Source organism: Pseudoxanthomonas sp. (assembly GCF_002863005.1).
In the GTDB taxonomy this organism is placed as follows: domain Bacteria; phylum Pseudomonadota; class Gammaproteobacteria; order Xanthomonadales; family Xanthomonadaceae; genus Pseudoxanthomonas_A.
Genome location: NZ_PKDG01000009.1, coordinates 163855 through 184330, shown reverse-complemented (window position 1 = coordinate 184330; position 20476 = coordinate 163855). Strand labels below are relative to the sequence as shown.

The following is a 20476-nucleotide window of genomic DNA, read 5'->3' as shown; positions in this document are numbered from 1 at the left end:
GGGAGAGGCCGCCGTTATACACCCCGGCTTTAGGGCCCGTCCGTAGAATGGCCAGCATGAACAACACCCCCCAGAATTCCTCGCTGGGTCGCGAGGTCGCGTATCCCGCGCAGTACGACCCTACCCTCCTCTTCCCGATCCCGCGCCAGGGCGCGCGCGACGAGATCGGCATCGCCGCCGATACCTTGCCGTTCGTCGGCCACGATCGCTGGCATGCGTACGAGTTGAGCTGGCTGGATGCCCGGGGCAAACCGCGCGTGGCGACCGCCACGCTGACCGTACCGTGCACGTCGCCGTGCCTGATCGAATCCAAATCGCTCAAGCTCTATCTCAACTCGCTCAACAGCACGCGCTTCAACAGCGATGCTGCGGTGCTCGAGCGCATTGCAACCGACCTGTCTGCACGCGCGGGCGCGGACGTGCAGGTCGTGTTCGGCCTGCCGCCGATGGCCGAGATGCCCGAGGGCGAATCGCTCGACGGGCTGGACGTGGAGATCGACCATTACGGACCGCCGCGCGCCGAATTCCTTGCCGCCGATCCGGAAGCCGAGGTCGAGGAACTCCTTTCGTCGGAACTGCTGAAGTCGAATTGTCCCGTCACCGGCCAGCCCGACTGGGCGACGGTCGTGATCCGCTATGCCGGCCCGCGCATCGACCGGATCGAACTGCTGCGCTACCTGGTGAGCTTCCGCGACCACGCGGAGTTCCATGAGCAGTGCGTCGAACGGATTTTTCACGATATGCTGGCCCATTGCCGGCCGACGTCGTTGTCGGTGGAAGCGCGCTATACCCGGCGCGGCGGCCTGGACATCAATCCGTGGCGCGCCACGGCCGACATGAATGTCCCGCTCATGAAGCGCGATCAACGGCAGTAACGTCACTCAGCTAACAATAGAAGCGATTTCACGCACGCGCTATGGATTCTTAACAAGGCACGTGCAACGCTCTGCTCATCCCACAGCCCGCCAGGAAGGGTGGTTGCAATGAGCACAGAGAAGAAAGCCGACTTCTCCAACGTGAAAGAAGGTTTCGCTACCTCGGGTGAGGTGAAGCAGGCGCCTGACTTTTCAAACGTCAAGGAAGGATTCGCGGCATCTGGTCAGGTGGAAGACGTGACGCCTGCCACCGAGATCGCTTACACGGTGGAGAAGGGCGATACGCTGTCCAAGATTGCGAAGGAACATCTTGGCAGCGCCAATGCCTGGAAGCAGATCTTCGAAGCCAATCGCGACGTCATCGACGATCCCGATCGCATCTTTCCAGGCCAGGTCATCAAGCTTCCGCCCAAGCCGAGCGACGCTTGAGCGCTCCACATCTCCATTCAAAAGGAACCGAATCCATGAAGCAGAATCGCACCGCCTATGCCCTCGCCGCCGCCATGATCGGCACCGTAGCCCTGGTGGGCTGCAAAAAGAAGGAAGAGCCAGTCGCCGCGCCTCCTGCCGTGGTGGAGCCGGCCCCGGCTCCCGCGCCGATGGAGCCGGCGCCTGCGGTCGTGTCGGTGACGGGCGTGACGCTGGGTAATGCCGTCGACGCCGAACAGAAAGTAACAACCGCTGCGACCACGTTTGCACCGAAGGACACCATCTATGCATCCGTGGCGACCGATGGTGCCGCCAATGGCGCGATGCTGGCGTCCAAGTGGACCTTTCAGGATGGCCAGACGGTCAGCGAGGAAACCAAGACCCTCAACACCACTGGCCCCGGCGTGGCGACCTTCAGCATCTCCAAGCCTGATGGACTGCCGGCTGGCAAGTACAAGTTCGAAGCCACGCTCAACGGTACGTCGGCCGGCGTGACAGAGTTCGAAGTCAAGTAACCCGCAAGGCAAGTCTCTCTCCCACGTGTGTGGGGCAAGCTCGGGCGTGGAGGAATCCACGCCCGCTTTTTTTTGTCACTAATGTTAGTTGCCAAGCGCGATGATGCCAGCGATGCTGATTCGTCCCACTGAGGGACTTAACCAAAGGAATGACGATGAAAGTATTGAATGAATCCGAATTGGCGCTGATTTCCGGTGGTGCAGCAGACTTTTCGGACGTCACCGCTACAGTAGATTCGACTGAAGAGCTCGTAAGTCCCGTAAGCAACGGGGCTCTGAAGGTATGGGTCTGCATCACGACCGGCATCTGTCTGAAATAAGCAGAACTGCTGCCTCATCCGATGCATGAACAGGCGTGGATGTCTCCACGCCTGTTCTTCTATGCGGATGCCGCGGACACTGATGCTCCAAGTCCGCCTTCTGGTACGCCCGACGTGGTACTGGCAGGTTACCATACCCCCTCGTTTTGCCCTGCGTGCGGCGACACGCGACAATGGCGCGCTGACTTCCCCATCGCCCCTTGTCGAGAGTCCTGATCCCCATGTCGGATACGCCCCGCATCATCTACACCCTCACCGACGAAGCCCCGTTCCTCGCCACCCAGTCGCTGCTGCCGATCATCGAGGCGTTCACCGCCCCCGCCGGCATCGCCGTGGAAACCCGCGACATCTCGCTGGCCGGCCGCATCCTGTCGCAGTTCCCCGAGTACCTGGCCGACGCGCAGAAGATCAGCGACGACCTGGCCGAGCTGGGCCAGCTGGCGACGCAGCCGGAAGCCAACATCATCAAGCTGCCCAACATCAGCGCCTCGGTGCCGCAGCTGAAGGCCGCCATCAAGGAGCTGCAGGCCCAGGGCTACCCGCTGCCGGACTACCCGGACGAGCCGAAGGACGAGAAGGAAAAGGACGCCAAGGCGCGCTACGACAAGGTCAAGGGCAGCGCGGTGAACCCGGTGCTGCGCGAAGGCAACTCGGACCGCCGCGCGCCGCTGTCGGTGAAGAACTTCGCCCGCAAGCACCCGCACCGCATGGGCGCGTGGAGCGCGGATTCCAAATCGCACGTCGCCCATATGGCGGCCGGCGATTTCTTCGGTAGCGAGCAGTCGGCCACGTTGGCCAACGACGGCGCGCTGAAGATCGAACTGGTCGCCGCCGACGGCACGGTCACCGTGCTCAAGGACAAGGTGAAGGTGAAGGCCGGCGAGATCGTCGACGCCGCTTCGATGGGCCGCAAGGCGCTGGCCGCGTTCGTCGCTGCCGAGATCGCCGACGCCAAGGCCCAGGACGTGCTGTTCTCGCTGCACCTCAAGGCCACGATGATGAAGGTCTCCGACCCGATCATGTTCGGCGTGGTCGTCAACGAGTACTACAAGGCCGCGCTGGAGAAGCATGCTGCGGTACTGGAGCAGATCGGCTTCGATGCCAACAACGGCATCGGCGACCTCTACGCGCGCCTCGGCGCACTGCCGGCCGACCAGCAGGACGCGATCAAGGCCGACCTGCAGGCCGTCTACGCCGATGGCGCCGCCGTAGCGATGGTGAATTCCGACAAGGGCATCACCAACCTGCACGTGCCGAGCGACGTGATTGTCGACGCCTCGATGCCGGCGATGATCCGCGACTCGGGCAAGATGTGGAACGCCGAAGGCAAGCTGCAGGACACCAAGGCCGTCATCCCGGACCGCTGCTATGCGGGGATCTACCAGGCGGTGCTCGACGACTGCCGCAAGCACGGCGCCTTCGATCCCGCCACGATGGGCAGCGTGCCCAACGTCGGTCTGATGGCGCAGAAGGCCGAGGAATACGGCAGCCACGACAAGACCTTCCAGATCCCGACCGACGGCAGCGTGCGCGTCACCGACGACGCCAGCCGGGTCGTGTTCGAGATGAAGGTCGAGGCCGGCGACATCTGGCGCATGTGCCAGACCAAGGACGCGCCGATCCAGGACTGGGTGAAGCTGGCCGTCGGCCGCGCGCGCCTGAGCAAGACGCCGGCGATCTTCTGGCTGGACAAGGACCGCGCGCACGATGCGCAGGTGATCGCCAAGGTCGAGCAGTACCTCAAGGACTACACCACCGACGCGCTCGATATCCGCATCCTGCCGCCGGTCGAGGCGATGAAGGTGTCGCTGGAACGCATCCGCAAGGGCGAGGACACCATCTCGGTGACGGGCAACGTGCTGCGCGACTACCTGACCGACCTGTTCCCGATCATGGAGCTGGGCACCAGCGCGAAGATGCTGTCGATCGTCCCGCTGATGGCCGGTGGCGGCCTGTTCGAGACCGGCGCCGGCGGTTCCGCGCCGAAGCACGTTCAGCAGTTCCTGGAAGAGGACTACCTCCGCTGGGATTCGCTGGGCGAGTTCCTCGCGCTGGCCGCATCGCTCGAGCACCTGGGCCAGCGTTACCTCAACACGCCCGCCAAGGTGTTGGCCAACGCGCTGGACGTCGCCAATGGCCGCATCCTCGACGAGAACCGCTCGCCCGCGCGCAAGGTCGGTGAGCTCGACAACCGCGGCAGCCACTTCTACCTGGCCCTGTACTGGGCGCAGGCGCTGGCCACGCAGGACGAGAATGCCGAACTGAAGGCGAAGTTCGCGCCGCTGGCGAAGGCGCTGGCCGATAACGAAGCCGCCATCCTCGGCGAGTTGAACGGCGCGCAGGGCAAGGCGCTCGACATCGGGGGCTACTACCACCCCGACATCGCCAAGACCGCCGCCGCGATGCGTCCCAGCAAGACCTTCAACGACGCGCTGGCGACGCTGTCGGCCTGAGGTCTATCGCTTTCTCCGCCGCATCCAGCGCCCGGCCCTGTGCCGGGCGTTGTGTTTCATGCGGACACAGACTCGCCAGCTGTCCGCGCGCGAAGCTTCGATCTACGTGAAGGGCTCCCACGCTGGCGGGCGCTCAGCGGAACAGCGACAACGAGGTCATCGCACGCAGCCGCCGTGCGCCGAGCCGCTGCACCGCTTCGCGACGCCGGGCCAGGCCTGGCGCATCGTGGACATGGTGCCGGTGGGCGGGTTCGTGCGGCGGGCTGTCGGTGTGGGCGACATGACCCTGCAGGAACAGCATGCCCTGGCTCATTCCACCCAGCTGCTGCCACCACTGCTTCCTGATTCCGGTTTGCATGGGACTGCTCCGTGGCGCCGGTGTCCGGCTTGAAGGACTCCCAAGGTAGGCGCATGATCGGCCCCGAAAAAGCGAAAGCTCCGCAAGCCAGCCTTGAGGTGGATTCAAGATGAGCCGACTGCCGCTGGATCAGGTGGACGCCTTCGTCACGGCCGCGCGCCTGCGCAACCTCACCCGCGCCGCCGAGGCCATGCACCTGACCGTCAGCGCGTTGAGCCATCGCATGCGGCTGCTGGAGCAGCGGCTCGGCCACAAGCTGCTGGCGCGCGGACCTCGCGGCGTGGAGATGACGCCGGAAGGCCAACGCCTCTTCGATGCCATCTCCGGGCCGCTGGACACCATCGAGCATGCGCTGCGGCGCGCCACGTTGCGCAACGACCACACGGTGACGCTGAGCCTGATCCCTTCGATGGCCACGGCCTGGCTGGTGCCGCGCCTGCCGGCGTTCCTGGCCCAGCATCCGGAGCTCGGCCTCAATCTGCAATCGAGCACGCACGTGGTGGATTTCGAGCGCGAGCCGGTGGACCTGGCGCTGCGGCTCGGCGGTGGACGCTGGCCGAACGTGCACGCGGAGTTTCTCTTCCACGAATGGATCACCCCGGTCGCCAGCCCCGCCTTGCTGAAACAGCACGGCCGGCCGGCACCGGACCAGATGGCGAAGTTGCCGTTGCTGGGCGATCCGGCCAATCGATGGAAAGACTGGTTCGAGCATTTCGGCGGGCAGCCGCCGGCGCGCTATGTCGCGCAGTTCGACGACACCGAGACACTGCACCAGGCGGCGGCGCAAGGCGTGGGCGTGGCACTGGCGCGCTGGACGCTGGCCGAGCCGCTGGTGAAGGCCGGGCGGCTGGTGACGCTGACGAAGAAACGGCTGCAGGCCGACTTCGCCCACTACTTGGTGTATCCGGAACGCAGCCTGGCGCACCCCGGTTTCCGCAAGGTGCGCAGCTGGCTGCTGGAGCAGGCCGGCATCGCAGTGGAGCGATGACTCCAGCGCGTGCCGGCTAACATCGCGCGCATGGTCCCCGCCGACGCCATCGTCCGCCTGATCCACGACGCCTTCGCGGATTACCACGCGCGCTTCGCCGAGATCACCCGGCGCGCGAAGATCCGGTTCGAGACGCAGGACTGGACCGCGGCCCGCGCCGATGCGGTCGAACGCATCGAACTGTACGACCAATGCATCGCCGAGTGCGCACTGCGGCTGCAGGCGGTACTGCTGGGACAGGCCCATGACCGGACGCTGTGGATCGCCGCACGTACGGCGTTCGAGAAGTTGGTCAGCGGGCAGATCGACCGCGAGCTCTACAAGACCTTCTACAACACGCTGAGCCGCCGCTTCCTGCGCATCCGCGGCGTGGACCCGGCGCTGGAGTTCGTCGCGCTCGATGTGGAACCCACCGACGCGATCACCCACCCCGTCGCCCGCCACAGTTACGCGGTCTCCGAGCATCGGCCCACCGACACCTTCGCGCGCGTGCTGGCGGACTACGGCTTCGACGTGCCGTATGCGCACCGCACCCGGTGCGCGGCGGCGATCGCGGTGCGGCTGCAGGACGACCTGGCGCACTGGGGGGCGCAGCCGGTGCGCGGCATCGAACTGCTGGACACGGTGTTCTACCGCGAGCGGCGCGCCTATCTGGTCGGCCGGGTGTTCGGCGAACACCGGTTCTCGCCCTGCGTGATCGCGCTGGTGAACGACGGCGGCCAGCTGAGGGCGGAAGCCGTGCTGACCCATCGCGCCGACGTGGCGCATCTGTTCGGCACCTCGCGTAGTTATTTCCACGCCGACCTGTCAACGGTCGGCGATGCGGTGGTGTTCCTGCGCTCGTTGTTGCCGGGCAAGCCGATCGACGAGATCTACACCGTGCTCGGCCGCGCCAAGCAGGGCAAGACCGAACGCTACCGCACGTTCTTCCACCATTTCGCATCGCATCCGGACGAACGGCTGGTGCATGCCGAAGGCACGCCCGGCATGGTGATGGCGGTATTCACCCTGCCCAGCTACCCGCTGGTGTTCAAGGTGATTCGCGACCGGTTCGCCTATCCGAAGGCGATGAGCCGGCAGGACGTGGAAGACAAGTACGACCTGGTCTTCCACCTGGATCGCGTCGGCCGGCTGCTGGACACGCAGGCATTCCGCTTCCTGCGCTTTCCGCGTGCTCGGTTCGCGCCGGCCTTGCTGCAGGAATTACGCGAGAGTTGCGCACAGAGCATCAGCGAAGACCGCGACGACCTCGTCATCGCGCTGTGCTACGTGCAGCGCCGGTTGCGGCCGTTGAACCTCTACCTGCGCGAGCAGAAGCCCGAGGCCGCGCGCGCCGCCGCGCTCGACTACGGGCAGGCCATCAAGGACATGGCGCGCAACAACATCTTCCCCGGCGACATGCTGCTGAAGAACTTCGGCGTGTCCCGGCACGGACGCGTGGTCTTCTACGACTACGACGAACTGCGGCTGGTCACCGACTGCCGGTTCCGCGACTGGCCGCAGGCGGAGAGCTACGAAGAACAGATGGCCGGTGCGCCGTGGTTCCATGTGGACGCCGGTGATGTGTTCCCGGAGCGGTTCCCGCAGTTCCTCGGCCTGCCCGAGCCGCAGGCGAAGGCGCTGAAGGCCGCGCACGGCGCGCTGTTCCAGCCTGACTGGTGGCGCGACCTTCAGTCGCACCTCGCGGCGGGCGACTATCCGGATACTCCGCCTTACCCGGACACGCTCAAGCTCGCGTGACGGCGCGCATGCCCCCGCAACAGGCGGCGCGTTACCCTAGCCGCCACGTGGAGACCGCCTTCCCGCCATGAGTACCTACCGCCTCGACTCGATCTTCCGCCCACGCGCCGTCGCCGTGGTCGGCAGCCAGTCGCGTCCGCGCTCGGTGGGCCGCGCGGTGGTGGAGAACCTGCTCAACGCCGGCTTCGCCGGTCCCGTCGGCCTGGTCAACAAGCATCCGTCGCCGATGGACGGCGTCGCGACGGTGCGCCACCTGCGCGACCTGCCGTGGACGCCGGATTTGGTCGTGATCGCCACCCCCGCGGCAACGGTGCCGCAGCTGGCCGCCGAAGCCGCGGAGAAAGGCGCGGCTGCCGTGGTCGTGCTCACCGCGGCGATGGGCAGCGGCCCCGGTTCGCCGGCCGCGCAACTGGAAGCGCTGACGCGCGAGAAGGGCCTGCGCGTGTTGGGTCCGAATTGCCTGGGCGTGATCGCGCCGCATGCGCGCCTCAATGCCAGCCTGGCGAGTCGTTTCCCGAAGGCCGGCGACCTCGCGCTGATTTCGCAATCCGGTGCGATTTCCGGCGGCCTGGTGGAATGGAGCATGAGCCAACCGGTCGGCTTCTCCGCCGTCGTGTCGCTGGGCGATGCACTGGATGTCGACTTCGCCGACCTGCTGGACTACTTCGCCACCGACCACCGCACGCGCGCGATCCTGTTGTATGTGGAAGCGATCCGCGACGCGCGCAAGTTCATGTCCGCCGCGCGTGCGGCCGCGCGCACCAAGCCCGTGGTCGTGGTGAAGTCCGGCCACGGCGGCCGCGCCCAGGTGACGCCTTCCGGCAGCACGCATTCGCAGAATCTCGCGCGTCCCAACGCCGTGTACGGTGCAGCGTTCCGTCGTGCCGGCCTGCTGCGCGTGCGCTCGCTGCACGAACTGTTCGCCGCTGCGCGCACGCTGGGCCAGGTACGCCCGTTCCACGGCCGCCGACTGGCGATCCTGACCAACGGCGGCGGGGTCGGCGCGCTGTCGGTGGACCACCTGTACGAACAGGGCGGCACGCTGGCGACACTGTCGGATGCCACCCGCGATGCACTGGACCGTCTCTTGCCGGTGGGCTGGTCGCGTACCAATCCGGTCGACCTGCTGACCGACATCGACGCGGACCGCTATGCCGCGACCATCGAAGCGCTGCTCGCCGATCCCGACAACGACGCGTTGTTGGCGGTCAACGTGCCGACCGTGCTGTCGTCGTCATCGGAAGCGGCGCATGCCGTCACGCGCGTGCTGTCGCAACGTCCTCCGCACGGCCTGCGCAAGCCGGTGTTCACCGTCTGGCTGGGTAACGATCCCCAGGCCGAAGCCGTCCTCGACGCCGCCCAGATACCGCGCTATCCGAACGAGTCCGATGCGGTCGCCGGCTTCATGCACCTGGTGCGCCACCGCGAGGTGCAGGCCGCGTTGATGGAGACGCCGCCCAGCCTGCCGGAAGACTTCAGTCCCGACGTGGCGATGGCGCGCGCGCTGGTGGACAGCGCGCTGGACGCCGGCCAGACCTGGCTGGATCCGCTGGCCACCACGCAACTGCTCGCCGCCTACGGCATTCCGATGGCGCCGCTGTGGCGCGCGACCGACGCCGAGGATGCCGCGCGCATCGCTGCCCCGCTGCTCGCCGAGGGCAGGACGGTGGCGGTGAAGATCCTCTCGCCCGATATCCCGCACAAGTCGGACGTGGATGGCGTGCGCCTCAACCTGCCGAACGCACACGCGGTGCGCGAAGCCGCCGCCGGCATCCTGCAGCGCGGGCGCGAACGCCGGCCCGAGGCACGTATCGAAGGCGTGCTGGTGCAACCGACGGTGCTGCGCCCGAAGGCGCGCGAACTGATCGCCGGCATCGCCGACGATCCCGTGTTCGGCCCGGTGATCGCGTTCGGCCGTGGCGGCACGGCGGTGGAAGTCATCAACGACCAGGCCGTCGCCCTGCCGCCGCTGGACCTGCGCCTGGCGCACGAACTGATCGCACGCACCCGTGTGTCGCGCGTGCTGAAGGCGTACCGCGACGTGCCGGCGGCCGACGAGCGCGCCGTCGCGCTGGTACTGGTGAAGCTGGCGCAGCTGGCCGCGGACATTCCGGAGATCCAGCAACTCGACATCAACCCGTTGCTCGCCGACCGCGATGGCGTGGTCGCGGTGGACGCGCGCATCGCCGTGGCGCGCGGCCGGGCATTGCACAAGGGCCGCGGCCATCCGCGCTTCGCGATCTTCCCGTATCCGACGGAGTGGGAGCGGACCATCGAACTCGCCGACGGCCAGCCCGCGCTCGTTCGACCGGTGCGGCCGGAAGACGACGCGATGTTCCGCGAGTTCTTCACCCGCATCACCGACGAGGACCTGCGCCTGCGCTTCTTCCAGTCGGTACGCCATTTCAGCCACGAGTTCATCGCACGCCTGACCCAGCTCGACTATGCGCGCTCGATCGCGCTGGTCGCGGTACATCCGGGCACCCACGAGATGCTGGGCGCAGTCCGCCTTCATGCGGATGCAAACTACGAAAAAGGCGAGTACGGCATCCTCGTTCGCTCGGACCTCAAGGGCCACGGCATCGGCTGGAAGCTGATGCAGATCATGATCGAGTACGCGCAATGGCAGGGCCTGAAGCTGATCGAAGGCCAGGTGCTGCGCGAGAACCGCACCATGCTCGCGATGTGCGAAAGCCTGGGCTTCACCGTGAAGCTGGACCCGGACGACCCCACGCTGATGAACGTCAGCCTGCCGGTGCCCGCCTCCGCATGAAGCGTCGCACCGTGCTGGTCGCGACGTCACTGGCGCTGGCGACTTCGGTCGCCGGCGTCATCGTGTGGAAGGCCGCACCCCCGAAGCGTGCTTCCGTGCCCAAGGCATCGATCCCGGACGGCGCACGCCTCCTGCAGACCGCGCACTACCACGTGCACAGCACGGCGACGCCTGCGCAGACCCAGGAGATCGCCGCCGCCGCGGAAAGCCTGCATGCCGCCTACCTGTCGCTGTTCGCGGACCATGTGGCGCCGTCGACCACGCCGCTGATCCTGGTGCTCTACCGCGACGCGGACGAGTTCGCGCGCAACAACCGCAGCCGGCCATGGGCCGAAGCCTATTACCTGCGGCCCGCCTGCTATGCGTATTACGGGAGCGGCAGCGCGAACCCGTACCATTGGATGCTGCACGAGGCCGTGCACCAACTGAACACCGAAGTCGCCGGCTGGCGGTTGCCCGCGTGGGCCAACGAAGGCGTCGCGGGCTATCTCGGCGCGAGCTGGCTAGAGAACGGTGTGCTCACCCCGGGTCGCAGCGATCCCGACACCTATCCGACCTGGTGGCTGTCGCGCATGAAGCTCACGGGGAGCCTCGACGCCGACGTCGCGGCCTTGCGTTTCATCCCGTTGCGGGAGCTGGTGGAAGGCCGCGGCCCGGGCATCGACCAGCACGTCAATCTGTACTACCTGCACTACTGGAGTCTCTCGCACTTCCTGTTCCACCACCGGGACGGGAGGTACGCCAGCGCTTACAAACAGTTGCTCGCCCTGGGCGCCTCCACGCCCGACTTCGAACGCCTGATCGGACCGATCGAGGAGATCGAGAAGGCGTGGTACGCGTATCTGCTGGACGCCATCGCGAAGATGCAGGCTTACGAAGCCGAGCACGGCATCGAGCGCTGAGCCGCCGTGCTCAGAGCTTCACCACCACCTTGCCGAAGTTCTCCCCGCGCAGCAGGCCGATCAGCGCGCGCGGTGCGTTCTCCAGCCCCTCCACGATGTCCTCGCGGTAGCGGATCTTTCCTTCGGCGAGCCAGCAGCCCATCTCGCGCAGGAACTGCGGATACAGCGCGATGAAGTCGTACTGGATGAAGCCGCGCATGGTCAGGTGCCGGGAAAGGATCTGCCCCATCAGCCACGGCATGCGGTCGGGCCCGGCCGGCAAAGCCTTGTCGTTGTAGTGCGCCACCAACCCGCAGACCGGGATGCGGGCGAAATCGTTGAGCAGCGGCACCACGGCATCGAACACGGCTCCGCCGACGTTCTCGAAATAGACGTCGATGCCGTCAGGGCACGCGGCGCGCAGCTGGTCGGCGAAATCCGGGGCGCGATGGTCGAGCGCGACGTCGAAGCCGAGTTCGTCGTGCAGGTAGGCACGCTTGCGCTCGCCACCGGCGATGCCGACGGTACGCGCCCCCTGCAGTTTCGCGATCTGGCCGACGGTCGCGCCGACCGGTCCGCTGGCGGCGGCCACCACGACCGTTTCGCCGGCCTGCGGTTTGCCGATTTCATGCAGGCCGACATAGGCGGTGAAGCCCGGCATGCCATAGACGCCCAGCGCGGTGGTCAAAGGCGCCACGCGTGCGTCCAGCGTGCGCTTCAACCCCTTGCCATCGGCCACCGCATGCGTCTGCCAGCCGCCGTGCGCAAGCACGACATCGCCCACCTTCAGATCGGGGTGGCGGGAGGCGACCACCTCGGACACCGTCCCGCCTTCCATGACCTCGTCGATCTCGACCGGCTTGGCGTACGAGCGCCCGGCATTCATGCGTCCGCGCATGTACGGGTCCAGCGACAGGTAGCGGTTGCGCAGCAACACCTGGCCATCGGCGGGAGCAGGCAGCGGCACCTGTTCCATCCGGAAATCGTCGGCCGTCGGCTCGCCCTGCGGGCGGGCGGCCAGCACGATGCGGGTGTTGCGGGTGGGATCCTGGCGGGTCATGGCGGCGTGTCCGGCGGTGCGATGCGTCGCAGTCTAGCGAGGCCGCGTGCGGATGCGATGAAGCGTGGCCGCGGCGCGACGGCCGCCATGCGGGCTGAACATGCTGCGTGCTAGGCTCCGCGCACCTTTCTGGAGGCCTTCCCGATGACGATCCGCATGGTTCCGCTGTCCCTGGCGCTGGTGGCCGCACTGGCCGCATCGCAACCCGCATTCGCCGCTTCGCCGGCCAAGGCCGCGGACGCCGCGCACACGCTGTCCGCATCCGATGCCGCCGCGCTCGACGCCGTGCTGAAGGGCGAGTGGCGCGATGCCAAGAACACTGCGCGCGACGTCCATCGCCATCCGAAGGAAACCCTTGCGTTCTTCGGCGTCAAGCCATCGCAGACCGTGGTGGAAATCACCCCCGGCGGCGGCTGGTATTCGGAGGTGCTGGCGCCGTACCTGAAGGCGGAGGGGCGTTATGTCGCTGCGGTCGTCGATCCGGCGGCCGTGGCCGAGAAGAGCCGCAGCTACTACCAGCGCAGCGTCGATGGCCTGCAGAAGAAGTTCGTCGATGCTCCCGCGCAGTTCGACAAGGCGGTGACGGTGAAGTACGACCCCGCCGCTCCGGTCTTCGGCGCGGCCAATTCCGCCGATGTGGTGCTGACGTTCCGAAACGTGCACAACTGGCGCAGCGCGAACCAGGCCGAAGGGATGTTCAAGGGCTTCTTCGCCGTGCTCAAGCCCGGCGGCGTGCTGGGCGTGGTGGAGCACCGCGCGAACCAGGACGTGGCGGCAGACGACGACACCGGCTATGTCAGCGAGGCGCAGGTGATCGCGCTGGCGAAGGCCGCCGGCTTCCAGCTGCAGGCGAAGAGCGAGATCAACGCCAATCCGAAGGACACCAAGGACCACCCGAACGGCGTGTGGACGCTGCCGCCGTCCAACAACCACCCGGAAGCGGACCGCGCGAAGTACCAGGCCATCGGCGAAAGCGACCGCATGACGCTGCGGTTCGTGAAGCCCTGACAGGGGCGCGGGCGTCGCGATGAGCGTTCCTCACGATGATGCGCACGCGGGCCAGGGTCGACGTCCTTGGCGAGCGTTGCTGGCGATCGCCGCCATCGTCCTGGCGGCGGCGCTGGCCTTCGCCTGGGTCGCGGGCCGGATCGGACCGGAAACTCGCCTGACCGCCCCGCGGCTGGTTGACGACATCGAGAACGGCAAGCCCTATCCGGGCTTCCGGCGCGCGCACAGCAAGGGCATGTGCGTGTCCGGCCATTTCGTCCCGACGCCGCAGGCCGCTGCGCTGTCGCGTGCCCGCGTCTTCGCCCAGTCGAGGACGCCGGTGCAGGGGCGCCTGTCGATCGGTGGCGGCGATCCCTTCGGCGCCGAGGCGCAGGCGCGCGTGCGCAGCCTGGCGCTGTCGTTGCGGACGGACGACGGACAGGAATGGCGGATGGCGATGAACAGCTTCCCGTTCTTCGCGGTGGCCACGCCGGCCGGTTTCCATGCACAGATGCTGGCGTCGCGCCCCGATCCGGCCACCGGCAAGCCCGACCCGGCGAAGATGGCGGCGTTCCTCGCGCAGTATCCGGAAGCCGCCCGCTTCCAGGCCTGGGCGAAATCCGCGCCGTGGTCGAGCAGTTGGGCGAACACGGACTACAACGGCGTGAATGCCTTCCGATTCATCGATGCACAAGGCCGCTCACGCTTCGTGCGGTGGTCGATGCGACCGCAGGCCGCGTTCGAACCGTTGGCCGACACCGCACGCCGGCAGGCCGAAGCGGATTACCTGCAAGGCGAACTGCAGGGACGGCTCGCCCGGGGCCCGCTGCGCTGGGACATGGTGGTCACGGAAGCGGTGGCCGGCGATCCGGTCGATGACCCGTCGCAGCCGTGGCCGGCGTCGCGGCCGCAGCAGGTGGTCGGCACGCTGGTGCTGGACCGCAGCGAGGCCCAGGCCACCGGCGCATGCCGCGACGTGAACTACGACCCCACCGTGGTGCCGGACGGCGTGGCGCTGTCCGGCGACCCCATCCTCGCTGCACGCGCCGCTGCGTACAGCGTGTCGTTCAATCGTCGCGAGCGCGAGACTGCGCGCGGCGACATCGCGACGCCGCCGGCCGCATCGGACGCGGAGGTGGGCCGGTGAACCGTCACGGCCATTTCGATGCGGTCGCGCGCCTGCTGCACTGGGGCATGGCGGTCCTGATCCTGACGATGCTGTTCGTCGGCGTCGGCATGGTCGCGTCGCTCGCCTGGCGGCCGGCACTGGTCGACCTGCATCGCCCGCTGGGCATCGCCGTGCTGGTGCTGGCGTTGGTCCGCCTGCTGTACCGCTGGCGCCACCCGCCGCCTCCCCTGCCCGCTTCGCTTTCCCGCGCGCAGGCGCTCGCGGCGAAGGGGTCGCACGTCGCGCTGTATGCGGCCATGCTGGCCATGCCGCTGCTCGGTTGGGCGATGCTGTCGGCCGGCGGCTATCCGGTCCGCATGACCGCCACCTTTTCGCTGCCACCGATCCTTCCGCACGATCCCGCCCTGTACAGCGCCCTGCGACAGGCGCATGGCGTGCTGGGCTATGCGCTGTTCGCGCTGATCCTGCTGCACGCGGCGGCAGCGCTCCACCATGCGTGGGTGCGCCGCGATGGCGTTTTCGAGGCCATGGCGCGCGCAAGACCCCGTTGGCCGGCGACGCCCGATAGCCAGCCGCCCGAGCCCCCGGCACCAGCCGCCTGAGTGATGAACCCGACACTCCATCCTCGCGGCAATGCGCATCGTGCTCGATGGCCGGACCGCCGCGCGTGCTGATCGCATTCAACAAACCCTTCAACGTGCTCTGCCAGTTCACCGACCGCAGCGATCCGCCGCGGCGGACACTGGCGGAATTCGGCCTGCCGCCGCGCGTCTATGCGGCGGGTCGGCTGGATTACGACAGCGAAGGCTTGCTGCTGCTCACGGACGATGGCGCGTTGGCGAACCGGCTGACCGATCCGCGCCACAAGCAACCGAAGACGTACTGGGTGCAGGTGGAAGGCGCTCCGACGGAAGCGCAGCTGGACCGGCTGCGGCGCGGCGTGGTGTTGAACGATGGGCCCACGCGGCCTGCGCTGGTCGAGAGACTGGATCCCGCACCGGCCCTGTGGCCACGCGATCCACCTGTCCGCTTCCGCAAGTCGGTGCCGGATGCGTGGCTTTCGATGACGATTACCGAAGGTCGCAACCGCCAGGTCCGGCGCATGACGGCGGCCGTCGGCCTGCCCACGCTGCGACTGGTGCGTGCCTCGATGGGCGATACCCGATTGGGTGACCTGATGCCGGGCATGTGGCGCCCGCTGTAACGCGGGCGCCAAGCCATCAGACATCAGCTCTCGGCGGTACGCGCCGTGCTGCGCGGCTTGCGCGGCGTTCCGGTCTTGCGTGCCGTGGAGGTCTTGGCCGTGCCATTGACCTTGCGCGCTTCAACGCGGCGCGACTTGCCTTCGATCGCACCCGTGGCCTGGTCCTGCTTGCGCTTGCGGTAAGCGACCAGGGCCAGCAGCCCGACGCCGATACCGGTGGCCACGGCGACGGCAGGATTGCGACGCACGAAGCCCACGGCCAGCCTGCCGCCGGTCTTCGCCACGCCGAGCGCGGCGCCGGTCTGCAGCAGCTTGTCGGCGCTGGGAACCGCATGCTTGAGGCTGGTACCGGCCTGGCTGGCCAGCTCGAGTGCGCGATCGGTGATGGTGGTCAGCTTGCTCATGGCGTCTTCCCTGAAAGGGGTGGGGAGGACGCCAGTGTCCGGCGCTGGATGTTTACGTGGTGTTAGTTCCGCTGCCCCGCGCTGGCCGCCGGCTGAACGTGATGCGCGTCGAGCACGCGATAGAGAGGCGGATGCGTGAGGCCGTGCGATGAAGCGAGCTTCATGCGGTCGTGCGCATGGCGCACGCTACGTACCGCGCGGCTTCGCTCGATGGGTCGCCTGGGCGCTCCAAGGGTCGTCGGGCCGCGCCGAGTGGAACCCACCGCCAACGTAGTGGGTGCGCCGCCGCCGCGACAGGCGATAACGACGCGCTACGTACCGCGCGGCTTCGCCCGATGGGTCGCCTGGGCGCTCCACGGGTCGTCGGGCCACGGATGCTTCGGATACCGCCCCTTCATCTCCTTCTTCACCTCGGCGTAGGTCGAGCTCCAGAAGTTGCGCAGGTCGGAGGTCACCTGCAGGGGTTTGCCGCCCGGTGAGAGCAAATGCAGCAGGACGGGCACGCGGCCGTCCGCCACGCGCGGGGTGTCGGCGAGGCCGAACAACTCCTGCAGCTTCACCGCCAGCACCGGCGGCTGGCCGTGCGCATACTCGATGCGGCGCTCCATGCCCGACGGCACGGTGATCCGCGTGGGTGCGAGCGCATCGATGCGCTGGCGCAGCGACCAGTCGAGGCCGGACTTCAGCGCGTTCGCCAGATCGTCCTCGCCCAGCGCATCCAGCCGCGTCTTGCCGGCGAAGGCGGGCTTCAGCCAGGTATCGAGCGTCGCCATCAATGCGTCGTCGGACAGGTCGGGCAGGCCGAGGTCGGGCATCCACTCGCGCAGGCAGCGCACGCGTTCGCGCCATTGCTGCAGCGATTCGGGCCACGGCAACGCGTCCAGACCGAGGTCGCGCACCGCATCGGTCAGCGCGGCGGCGGCGAGCACGGGATCCACGCGGCCGGCAGGCCGTGCGTCGAACACGATCTGGTCGAAGCGCGATTCGCGTTGCGCAGACAGCGCGCGACGCGACGCATCCCAGCGCACGGTGTCCTCGGTGACGAAGCGATCGGCGAAGTCGCGTCGCAGCCGCCGTTCGTCCAGCGGCGCGGCCTGCTGCACGAGCGCGTCGCGCGCTTCATGGCGAAGCTCGCTGACCACGATCCACGGCTCGCCGACCAGCGCACTGTCGTCGAACAGCCGTGCGCTGCGTCCGTTCGCCAGCAGGTAGCGACGTGCGTCCTGCGGATGCTGGAAACCGATGCGGTCCGGAAACGCATGCATCAGCACGTCGCCCAGGCGATGCGCTTCAACGGAGGATGGCGGCGCTGCGTTCTCACGCACGCGGCGGCGCCACTGCTTCGCGGCGGCTTCGATCGCGGCCAGGCCGGAGCGGTTCGCGTCCTGCGGCGCGCGGCCGCTGCGGAACGCCGCCAGGGCGCGCCAGCGCGCGGCCAGCGCATCGCCGCCCATCCGCAGTGGATCGCGCGCTTCGACCAGCGCGGCGAGGTCGCAGGCGAGCGCGCGGTCCTCGCCCTCGCCTGCCGACAGCAGCATCGCCGCGAGTCGCGGATGCGTGCCGAGCGCGAGCATGCGCTTGCCCAGCGGTGTGATGGCGTTCGTCGGCGTCAGTGCGCCGAGGCGGCGCAACAGGTCGCGCGCGGCGTTCATCGCGCCGGGCGGCGGGGCATCGACGAAGCGCAGGTCGTCGCTGCCCCATGCGGCCAGCTCCAACGCCAGCGCACCGAGTTCGACCAGCGCGATCTCGGGCCGCCGCTGCGGATCCAGCCGCTGCGACTGCGGCCACAGGCGATACGCCCACCCTTCGGCCACGCGACCCGCGCGGCCTGCGCGCTGGTCGGCGGAGGCCTGCGAGATAGTCGTCACTTCCAGCCGCGAGAACCCGCTGTTCGGGTCGTACGAAGGCTCGCGTGCCTGTCCGCTGTCGACCACCACGCGCACGCCGGGCAGCGTCACCGACGATTCGGCCACGTTGGTCGCCAGCACCACGCGGCGTCGGCCCTGTGGATCCGGCTGCAGCGCTTCGGACTGTTTCTCCACTGGCAATTCGCCATGCAGGGCGAGGACGAGGATGTCCTGCGGCAAGACCTCCGCCAGCATCGTCGCCACGCGCGCGATCTCGCGCTGCCCAGGCAGGAACACCAGTACGTCGCCGGGGTGCGCCTGCACGGCCTGTTCGATGGCGCGACGCGCCTGCACGTCGGTGGGCTCGTCGCGGCGTGCGGGGAAGTGCGCGACCTGGACCGGGAAGCCCCGGCCTTCGCTGCTCAGCCGCGGCGCTTCGAGGAACCGCGCCAGCTTCTCGCCGTCGAGCGTGGCAGACATCACGACGATGCGCAGGTCCTCGCGCAGCTGCGCCTGCACGTCCAGCGCGAGCGCCAGGCCGAGGTCGCCCGCCAGGTGGCGTTCGTGGAATTCGTCGAACAGGATCGCACCGACGCTCTCCAGCATCGGATCGTCCTGGATCATCCGGGTCAGGATGCCTTCGGTGACCACTTCGATCCGCGTGTCCGGCCCGACCTTGTTCTCGAACCGGATGCGGTAGCCGACCGTGCCGCCGACCGCTTCGCCCCGCTGCTTGGCCATGAACCCGGCCGCCGCGCGTGCGGCCACGCGGCGGGGTTCCAGCATCACGATCTTGCGGCCCTGCAGCCACGGCTCGTCCAGCAGCGCCAGCGGCACCTGCGTGGTCTTGCCCGCACCGGGCGGGGCTTCCAGCACCAGGCGCGGATGGTCGGACAGGCTGCGGACGATGTCCGGCAGCAGCGGGATGATCGGGAAGGCGGGAGACGGCATGCGGTGGGAAGGATAAGGCTTTCCCGGTCGAACTCTTGCACCTGGATGTGGGAGCGACGTAAGTCGCGATGAATCACCGCGGAAGCCGCATCGCGACTTACGTCGCTCCCACATCGCACATCCCAGAACCCAGCGCCTACACCGGCTAAAATGCCGCCATGGATCTCATCGACATCGGCGCCAACCTCACCCACGAAAGCTTCGACCACGACCGCAACGCGGTGCTCCAGCGCGCGCGCGAAGCCGGGGTGGTGCAGCAGGTGGTCACCGCCGCCAGCCGCGAGCATTCGCCGACGGCCCTGCGCCTGGCGCAGGCGCATCCGGGCGAGCTGTTCGCCACGGCAGGCGTGCACCCGCACCACGCCACCGAGTACACCGACGAATGCGACGCCGAGATGCGCGCGCTGCATGCGCATACCGAGGTCGTCGCGGTGGGCGAATGCGGACTGGATTACTTCCGCGATTTCTCGCCGCGGCCGGCGCAACGCAAGGCGTTCGAGCGGCAGCTGCAGATCGCGGTGGACACCCGCAAGCCGCTGTTCCTGCACCAGCGCGACGCGCACGACGATTTCGTGGCGATGATGAAGAACTTCGACGGCCAGCTCGGCCCGGCCGTCGTGCACTGCTTCACCGGCACGAAGAAGGAACTGTTCGACTGCCTGGACCAGGACTGGTACATCGGCATCACTGGTTGGCTGTGCGACGAACGCCGCGGCCTGCACCTGCGCGAGCTGGTGAAGAACATCCCGGCGAACCGGCTGATGATCGAGACCGACGCGCCCTACCTGCTGCCGCGCACGGTGAAGCCGCAGCCCTCGCATCGCCGCAACGAACCGATGTACCTGGCCCACATCGTGGCCGAGCTGGCGCGCGACCGCGGCGAGGACATCGAGGTCACCGCCGCCGCCACGACGGCGACGGCGCGCGCGTTCTTCCGGCTGCCGGAAGGCGCCTGAGCAGGACCGCGTCAACCAACCTTGGTGTCCTCAGACTTGGCCTGCTGCATGGCCTCGGGTTCGAGCTCTTCGGCACTGCGGTTGAGGCGGACGAACACGCCCCACGCCACCAGCAGCAGCGCCGCCGAGCCGCCGATCGCGAAGACGTAAGGCAACTGCCGGGGATCTTCGTGCATCAGTTCGAACGCGGCGACCAGCGTCTCGATGGACAGTGCGATGACGATGACGACGAGGAAGCGCGACAGGTAACGCCGCACGCGTGTGGGACCACTGACTTTCACGTCGCGCTGCACTTCTTCTTCGAACACCGTCTGCGCCAGCTCCAGCGCGACCAGCCCGATGGTCAGCATGCCGATGCTCTCGAGGATGTTGTCGAAACGGCCGCGCAGGCCGGCGTCGTTGCCCGCGATGACCACGCCATGCCACAACTCGCTCGCGGCCAGGACGACGAGCGCGATGGCGGCGGCGAAGAACAGGGCGATGATGGCCAGGTGGCCGGCGAGGAACAGCTTGTGCAGGTGCTTCATGGCGGCGCCCCGGAGCGGTGGCGAAGCATGGAGGCAGACAGCGTCAGGGCGGCGTGAAGCCGGGAGCAGACGCTCTCCC

Annotated in this window: 18 protein-coding genes; 13 read left to right on the top strand and 5 right to left on the bottom strand. The window is 67.9% G+C overall.

Features of this window, described 5'->3' with window-relative positions; translation table 11 throughout:
- The first annotated feature begins 47 nt into the window (after positions 1–47).
- The 4 genes from queF (at position 48) to CYU89_RS03045 (ending at position 4592) form a co-directional block, all read left to right on the top strand.
- Complete coding sequence (gene queF / locus CYU89_RS03060; RefSeq protein ID WP_296278743.1) at positions 48–875, top strand: NADPH-dependent 7-cyano-7-deazaguanine reductase QueF; 828 nt, start codon at positions 48–50, stop codon at positions 873–875.
- A 108-nt stretch (positions 876–983) separates the two neighbouring features.
- Complete coding sequence (locus tag CYU89_RS03055) at positions 984–1304, top strand: LysM peptidoglycan-binding domain-containing protein (RefSeq protein ID WP_296278742.1); 321 nt, start codon at positions 984–986, stop codon at positions 1302–1304.
- A 35-nt stretch (positions 1305–1339) separates the two neighbouring features.
- Complete coding sequence (locus CYU89_RS03050; protein ID WP_296278741.1) at positions 1340–1819, top strand: hypothetical protein; 480 nt, start codon at positions 1340–1342, stop codon at positions 1817–1819.
- 541 nt (positions 1820–2360) lie between these two features.
- Complete coding sequence (locus tag CYU89_RS03045) at positions 2361–4592, top strand: NADP-dependent isocitrate dehydrogenase (RefSeq protein ID WP_296278740.1); 2232 nt, start codon at positions 2361–2363, stop codon at positions 4590–4592.
- 133 nt (positions 4593–4725) lie between these two features.
- Here the strand turns inward: CYU89_RS03045 and CYU89_RS03040 are convergent, their stop codons facing one another.
- Positions 4726–4950 carry a hypothetical protein gene (locus tag CYU89_RS03040; RefSeq protein ID WP_296278739.1) on the bottom strand — a complete coding sequence of 75 codons (225 nt, stop codon included), beginning with the start codon at positions 4948–4950 and terminating at the stop codon, positions 4726–4728.
- Between the two features lie 109 nt (positions 4951–5059).
- Between CYU89_RS03040 and CYU89_RS03035 the strand changes: the two genes are divergently transcribed.
- The 4 genes from CYU89_RS03035 (at position 5060) to CYU89_RS03020 (ending at position 11353) form a co-directional block, all read left to right on the top strand.
- Entirely contained in the window at positions 5060–5938 is an 879-nt protein-coding gene (locus CYU89_RS03035; protein WP_093489116.1) for a LysR substrate-binding domain-containing protein, read from the top strand.
- Between the two features lie 30 nt (positions 5939–5968).
- Positions 5969–7678 carry a bifunctional isocitrate dehydrogenase kinase/phosphatase gene (gene aceK / locus CYU89_RS03030; protein ID WP_296278738.1) on the top strand — a complete coding sequence of 570 codons (1710 nt, stop codon included), beginning with the start codon at positions 5969–5971 and terminating at the stop codon, positions 7676–7678.
- 67 nt (positions 7679–7745) lie between these two features.
- Positions 7746–10451, top strand: coding sequence for a bifunctional acetate--CoA ligase family protein/GNAT family N-acetyltransferase (locus CYU89_RS03025; protein ID WP_296278737.1), 2706 nt, complete (start codon positions 7746–7748; stop codon positions 10449–10451).
- Entirely contained in the window at positions 10448–11353 is a 906-nt protein-coding gene (locus tag CYU89_RS03020; RefSeq protein WP_296278736.1) for a hypothetical protein, read from the top strand. Before CYU89_RS03025 ends, CYU89_RS03020 begins: the two co-directional genes overlap by 4 nt.
- A 10-nt stretch (positions 11354–11363) precedes the next feature.
- Here the strand turns inward: CYU89_RS03020 and CYU89_RS03015 are convergent, their stop codons facing one another.
- Positions 11364–12392, bottom strand: coding sequence for an NADP-dependent oxidoreductase (locus tag CYU89_RS03015; protein ID WP_296278735.1), 1029 nt, complete (start codon positions 12390–12392; stop codon positions 11364–11366).
- A gap of 144 nt (positions 12393–12536) precedes the next feature.
- Between CYU89_RS03015 and CYU89_RS03010 the strand changes: the two genes are divergently transcribed.
- The 4 genes from CYU89_RS03010 to CYU89_RS02995 all read left to right on the top strand — a co-directional run bounded on the left by CYU89_RS03010 (position 12537) and on the right by CYU89_RS02995 (position 15712).
- Entirely contained in the window at positions 12537–13400 is an 864-nt protein-coding gene (locus CYU89_RS03010; RefSeq protein WP_296278734.1) for a methyltransferase, read from the top strand.
- A 19-nt stretch (positions 13401–13419) separates the two neighbouring features.
- Complete coding sequence (locus CYU89_RS03005) at positions 13420–14526, top strand: catalase family peroxidase (protein WP_296278733.1); 1107 nt, start codon at positions 13420–13422, stop codon at positions 14524–14526.
- Complete coding sequence (locus CYU89_RS03000; RefSeq protein WP_296278732.1) at positions 14523–15110, top strand: cytochrome b/b6 domain-containing protein; 588 nt, start codon at positions 14523–14525, stop codon at positions 15108–15110. Before CYU89_RS03005 ends, CYU89_RS03000 begins: the two co-directional genes overlap by 4 nt.
- A 65-nt stretch (positions 15111–15175) precedes the next feature.
- Positions 15176–15712 (top strand): pseudouridine synthase, encoded by a 537-nt coding sequence (locus CYU89_RS02995; protein WP_296278777.1) that lies wholly within the window; start codon positions 15176–15178, stop codon positions 15710–15712.
- Positions 15713–15735: 23 nt separating this feature from the next.
- Here CYU89_RS02995 and CYU89_RS02990 read toward each other — a convergent pair whose 3' ends face one another.
- Complete coding sequence (locus CYU89_RS02990; protein ID WP_296278731.1) at positions 15736–16116, bottom strand: hypothetical protein; 381 nt, start codon at positions 16114–16116, stop codon at positions 15736–15738.
- Between the two features lie 311 nt (positions 16117–16427).
- Positions 16428–18914 carry an ATP-dependent helicase HrpB gene (gene hrpB / locus CYU89_RS02985; RefSeq protein ID WP_296278730.1) on the bottom strand — a complete coding sequence of 829 codons (2487 nt, stop codon included), beginning with the start codon at positions 18912–18914 and terminating at the stop codon, positions 16428–16430.
- 158 nt (positions 18915–19072) lie between these two features.
- Between hrpB and CYU89_RS02980 the strand changes: the two genes are divergently transcribed.
- On the top strand, positions 19073–19870 hold the full coding sequence (locus CYU89_RS02980) for a TatD family hydrolase (protein ID WP_296278729.1): 798 nt from the start codon (positions 19073–19075) through the stop codon (positions 19868–19870).
- An 11-nt stretch (positions 19871–19881) separates the two neighbouring features.
- Here CYU89_RS02980 and CYU89_RS02975 read toward each other — a convergent pair whose 3' ends face one another.
- The gene (locus tag CYU89_RS02975) at positions 19882–20397 is read right to left on the bottom strand and encodes a hypothetical protein (protein ID WP_296278728.1); all 516 of its coding nucleotides are present in this window, start codon (positions 20395–20397) and stop codon (positions 19882–19884) included.
- Positions 20398–20476 lie beyond the last annotated feature (79 nt).